Raw genomic sequence first — 3,282 nt, 5'->3', positions numbered from 1 at the left:
ATCGACCCCATGACCTACATCGCCAAGGGCGCCGGCGCCGGCCTCTCCAAGATCGGCGACATCACCAAGGGCCTCAAAGGCATCAGCAACATCGACATCCCCAAACTCCCCGACGACGCGATCACCCTTCCCGAGGGCTCCTTCAAGCTCCCCGACGGCACCGTCCACCTCCCCGAAGGCGCGGCAATCCCCGAAGGCGGGATCAAGCTCCCCGACGGCAACGTGAAGTTCCCCGACGGTGCGCCCGTCCTACCCGAGGGCACCACGAAGCTGCCCACCGGCCCCGGTGAACCGGCACGCTACTTCGACAGCGAGTACAACCTCCTCGACGAAAACGGAAACGTCCTCCAGAAAGCCGGGGACGCCCGCCCCGAAGGTCCATTGGACATCCGCCCGGATGACCCGAGCACCGACACACCACACACCGACACACCGGCCAGGGAACCGGCCCTCGTCGGAGCGGGCGCACACACCGCCGACAACGCCGCCCACGCCGCCGCCAGCTCCGACCAGGTCATCCATCTTGGCGACAGCCTCGGCAATGACCTCGGCGACATCGGCCGTGTCGGAGACGACCTCAACGGCCCCACCTCGCACGTCGGCGACAACCTCCCCGGCGGACACGCGGACGACCTCGGGCACAGCCCTTCCGCCAACCACGAGCCGCCTACCGGCCACCACGATGGCTCCGCCAGCGGTCAGGGTGACGGCCCCGGCGCCGCCGGTGGGCATGACAGCTCCGCCTCGGGACACGGCGAAGGCCCGTCCAGTAGCCACGAGACGCCCGCCACCGGCCATGGAGACGGACCCGGCGGTGGCGGCGGGGACGGACCCGGCGGACCCGTCTCTCCCGGCTCGGACGGACCCGGCAACTCCGGCAGCTGGGACAAGCCGTCCCACGAGTCCGGCCCTCTGGAACTCGGCGGGAAGACCGAACAACTGATCCGGGACCAGCTGCGTGGGTCGAAAGTGAAGCCGGGCGACCTGGACAAGGCCCTGGCCAACCTGGCCGACCACCCCTCGGGGCAGGAGATGGCAAACCTGATCGCCTCCGGCCGGTTCAAGGGCTTGGAGAACTACGATCAGGTGGTGTCAAGCTTCACCCAGAAGAATGGGATGTCGGGCGGGATCGAGCAGCTCCGGCTGGCCGAGCGCCTGCAGGGCAGTGGTGTGAAAGACATCAGCTTCGAGATCAAGAAGGAGATCGAGATCAAGCCGGGAGTGGTCACCGGCCCCAGGACGGACATGGATGTCATGGCCCGTGGCGCCGACGGCAAGGTCTACGGGTACCAGTTCAAGGAAGTCGCGAACCCGAAAAAGGTCACCTCCAAGATGTGGCAGAACATCGGGCAGCTCGCCGACTCCGGCGCGGACGTCAAGGTGTTCGTCGTCGACACCAAGGGCAGTATGGCGGACATGCTGGCGCAGGGCGTCGAGAAGGACCTCGCCAGAATCCACGCCGAGAAGGGCGTGACCGTCGTGCTTCGCGTCGAGGACGGCACGCTCATGTACCCGCCCGGTTCCAACTTCATGCCAGGAGGACGGCCTTGATCGCCACCACACCCGTCGCCCGATGGTCCTGGGGTGACCCCGGGCATGCGACCGATCTGGTCCAGGAAGCCGTCCGCAGGTTGTCGCTGGCGCTCGGTGTCCTCGACCGTCACCGCCTGGGAACCCCCCACGGCGGAACGGTGACCGCGGTGGTTCCGGAGCCGGGGCGCCAGAACTTCGTGCTCCGAGCCGATCTCCCGGTCGACGACGCCATCGTGTCGGAGATCAAGAGAAGGATCGCCGACGGCAAGGTGGGCGGCGTGGAACTGTCCACGTCCTGCGACGGCCTCGTCGAAACCGGTGACGGTTCCGAAGCGGTCGAAGGACTGTTCAGACTCGCGGTCGATGTGTCCGAGAGCTTCTTCCACGTGGAACTCACGACATTCTCCGACGCCTGGATGCCGTTCGACCTTCGAGGACGCGAGCAGAGGGACGTGTTCACACGCAACCGACCGCGCCTGGCCGAGGCTCTGGCGGATATCTCCGAGGCCCTCGACCTGGAGATCGATCCCGAGGACCCGACCTGGTTCGGGATTCCCACCGCGACCGGGGTCGAGAACCACTTCGAGGACAGCGCCGGATCGCCGTCCGACGTATGGGGCCGGTTCGAGATCCCTCACCGCAACGGAATCTTCAGCCAGACCCCGAGGTTCACGGCCGCCTATCGGCGCGACGCCTCCGGCCGCGTCCAGTACCTCCCGGTGCACCGCGGGCACGATGTCCTGGGATACCTCTGGGCCTCGGACACCGAGAACGCGGCAAGTTTCGAGCCATGTGACGCCGCTGACGTGGACGGCTACCAGGCCGGCCTGATCTGGCTGAACCGCCTGCAAGCCGCATACGACCGCGGGCTGCCGCCCTCGGCCGCACTGACAGAGCTCAGGAATGCCCCGCCGGACCCCGTGGCGGGACAAGCAGCAGGAACCGCGCCCGTCGAAGCGGACAGCTTCGGGGCGCTGCGAGAACTGGCCGGAAGTTGAACGAGGACCGCTTCTCAGGGGCGGCGTGACACGAATCGGCATCGACGACCCATCATTCGAAATGGACGAAGGCGAGGCCGTCTTCTATCGAGGAGAGCGTTTCACCGGCGAGGTGGTCGAATACCAAAAGGGTGCGCTCGTCAGCCTCGTCACTTACAAGGAAGGGGTTGAGGACGGCCCCTCATGAGCACGCGCGCGGCCAGCCTCCCGTTGGGATGCCGACCCTTGGACTCACCGACCGGGAACCCTCCCCGCAGCACTCCGAGATCGAGGCCGCCGCATTCATCGAATCGACGACGAAGAGGCTCACCGGATCCTGATGCCCCACCGGGTTCGCAGGCCGTCGGCCCGCCCCTCACGATCGTGCGCATGGCGTGAAGATCGACCGAAGATCTTCGGGAGCTCCGTCGCGCCGGGAGGGCTCCCGTCCTCCGCGCTCCGGTCAAGTGCTTCGTTTCTGCTCCTCATTGCCCGTGCCGTGCTTCGGTGACCATGTCACAGCCTGTCCACAGCCTTGAGGTACTCGATTGCTTCGGCGCCGCCGGAGTTGATAGGGATGGGGGGCACATTTGTTTGCTCAGGCTCGGCAGGGGGACTGGATGAAGTTCGATATGGGGGCCCAGGTTCTGACGACTCTGTCGTCGAAGTCGCGTGGGTCGAGTACTGATCTGGGGACGTTGATTCGTCAGTTGGTGCAGGCGGCGGCGCCGTTGGAGGGGAAGTTCAATGGTGCGGGGCGTGTGGCGTTCGA

General features: G+C 66.5%; 2 protein-coding genes and 1 pseudogene. All 3 read left to right on the top strand.

Annotation, left to right across the window (positions count from 1 at the left end; genetic code table 11):
* Window positions 1-1,551: pseudogene (locus ACF1B9_RS37905) on the top strand (hypothetical protein); the annotation flags it as partial.
* Entirely contained in the window at window positions 1,548-2,531 is a 984-nt protein-coding gene (locus ACF1B9_RS37900) for a hypothetical protein (protein ID WP_391746956.1), read from the top strand. The pseudogene ACF1B9_RS37905 and the gene ACF1B9_RS37900, both read left to right, overlap by 4 nt.
* Before the next feature lie 25 nt (window positions 2,532-2,556).
* Entirely contained in the window at window positions 2,557-2,718 is a 162-nt protein-coding gene (locus ACF1B9_RS37895) for a hypothetical protein (RefSeq protein ID WP_391746955.1), read from the top strand.
* Window positions 2,719-3,282 lie beyond the last annotated feature (564 nt).

The organism is Streptomyces sp. NPDC014727 (assembly GCF_043083485.1).
Classification (GTDB): domain Bacteria; phylum Actinomycetota; class Actinomycetes; order Streptomycetales; family Streptomycetaceae; genus Streptomyces.
Note: the sequence above shows the minus strand (reverse complement) of the source record. Positions and strands in the feature narration are given on the sequence as shown.